The sequence below is a fragment of the Bacteroides faecis MAJ27 genome, from assembly GCF_900106755.1.
Taxonomy (GTDB): Bacteria; Bacteroidota; Bacteroidia; order Bacteroidales; family Bacteroidaceae; genus Bacteroides; species Bacteroides faecis.
This window is the reverse complement of the sequence record NZ_FNNN01000066.1, coordinates 1-2,204: the sequence shown is the minus strand read 5'-3', so window position 1 is coordinate 2,204 and position 2,204 is coordinate 1. Positions and strand designations below refer to the sequence as shown.

Below are 2,204 nucleotides of genomic sequence, written 5' to 3'. Positions count from 1 at the left end.
GGCGGAAAAGGTTGCATGTTTGGCGTCTTTCCATAATTCCTCTGGAATTAGAGGTGTCCTCACTCGTTTGTCCAGATACCTCAAGAAATACCTCATCTCCGCCATATTCCAGAAAAGAAAACCATCCATAGACTGTACCAACTTGCTGTTTATGCCATATTTCCGCAAAAGAGCTACCAAGATTACAGCTTCTTCATTCGTTTGGGTGAGCACACACGAGGTACCGCTCCCCCGATAATGAATCAATTCCTCAACGAGCGGCTGAAATATATACTTTGATTGATGGCGTGTCACACCAACCCAACCATCCTCTTCCCTCATTGAGATAATTGGTGTGCTTTTCATCCTTTTACTGATACCTCGCACAAATTCGTTGGCGAAATTAACTGGTTGGTGCGCACTGCGATAATTCTCAGTCATCTCGACCAACTTGCTGCCGGGCTCCTGTGACAGCTGGTACATATATCCGGAATCGGCCCCACGGAATTCATAAATGCTTTGGTCATCATCGCCTACTGCTATCACACGCATCTCTTCGTTTTTATTCATAAGGGCCTTTACAAGTGCATATTCTTCAACGCCCATGTCCTGAGCTTCGTCTATGACCAGTACCGTTTTGCCTATTTTGTTTGGTTCCACTTCTCCTTGATTAATCATCTCGGTAGCTTTTGCTACGACATTTTTGGCATCTTCAAGGTTTCCTATCCGCCCCAAGAGGTCAAAACAATAGGAGTGGAATGTCTTTATTTCAACAAAGTGAGCAGCGTTGCCTATCAGTTCCATAAGTCTTTGTTTGAATTCTGTAGCGGCTGCTCTTGAAAACGTTAGCATCAGAAGTTGCTCGTGTTTTACATCTTCAAGCAGAAGAAGTGATGCGGGTTTGTGAACTAGTACACGTGTCTTTCCGCTGCCAGGACCTGCCGCGACAACGATGCAACGTGAATCCTTGTCGGCAACAATCTCCATTTGACGTTTGGACAGCTGACCAAACAATTGTTTGTATTTCTGTGGTGTCAAGTTGTGCTGTATTTCACTAATTCTTTCTCCTTTAAAATATTTGGTGACAAATTTCTTGTAGTCCATTTGGAAATAGTCCTGAACATATTGCAAAGCTGAATTATAATCCTTTACCATCAGATTAGCATATTCACCCACAATATGAACTTGCTGAATCTTCTGCTTGTAGAATTCACTAAGCATCCGGTAGTCATCCTGTCTATATCTCGATTTGTTATCCTTTATTCTTTGTATATTCATGGTGTTATAAAGGACCAAGAAGCCGCCTTCGAGTTTGAGCGCACCGATTTTTGACAGATATAAAAGTGCTTCCTCCACGTCTTCCAACTGTAGATTGTCAAACCCACTAAAAAAAGATTGGGGAGTTGACTTTATTTGATTTAAAAGTTCTACTACAGAAAATTGAACGGCCTTATTCCCCTTTACTGTATCAGCGGTTAGCCTGTATAGCCATTCTATGGCAAAACGGCTCACCTCCAATCGCCTTTCAAAACGTTTGATAGTTAATTCCATATCTGCCAGACGACTGATTTCCATATTGTGGACCTCATCCTCTTTCTTGCGAGTATATCCCTTAACGGTAAGAAAATAGAGTAGTGTACGGATATCTTTTTCTTTGGATGTATTGATTCCGTCATTCACAGCATTGTCATTCAGTTGCTTACATGATATCCGCAAAGACCCGTCAGGAATGTGGGTAAGGATATATTGTTCGAGTTTTGCAAAACGTTCAAGGAGTATTTGTGATTTTCTTTCCGAGTCACCTGTATCCAACAAATAAGCAGATATATCCTTACTATCGGCTAATATGCCTTCCTGTCGCATTCGTTCCACCACGGATATGACTTCTCTTTTGCTTATTCCCAAAATGTCTGCCAGATAATCAATCCGCGACTCCGCTTCTGAATCTTGAGCTTTGGCAATATATTTCTGGGATATTAATGATTTAATGATTCGGACTGCCTTTTCTATTTCGTCACTGCCAAAGAGCAGCGATGCTGATATACGTTTTCTTGCTTCATCCATGTTCCTTACCGTAATGCCTGTGGCATATACATGAGGCATATTACTCCCTCTTACCAGGTATCCACTTTGTTCCAAAGCCGCTAAAGCTGTCCGAACACGTGTCTCAATATCGGATACCGAATCGTCCCAACCTGCCTGACGTGCAATTTCCAATGCAGAAC

General features: G+C 42.2%; 1 protein-coding gene. It reads right to left on the bottom strand.

The window, feature by feature from the left end; translation table 11 throughout:
• Nucleotides 1-2,204 (bottom strand): UvrD-helicase domain-containing protein (locus BLW31_RS23635; protein ID WP_177176627.1); only part of this gene is annotated, 2,204 nt, incomplete at both ends.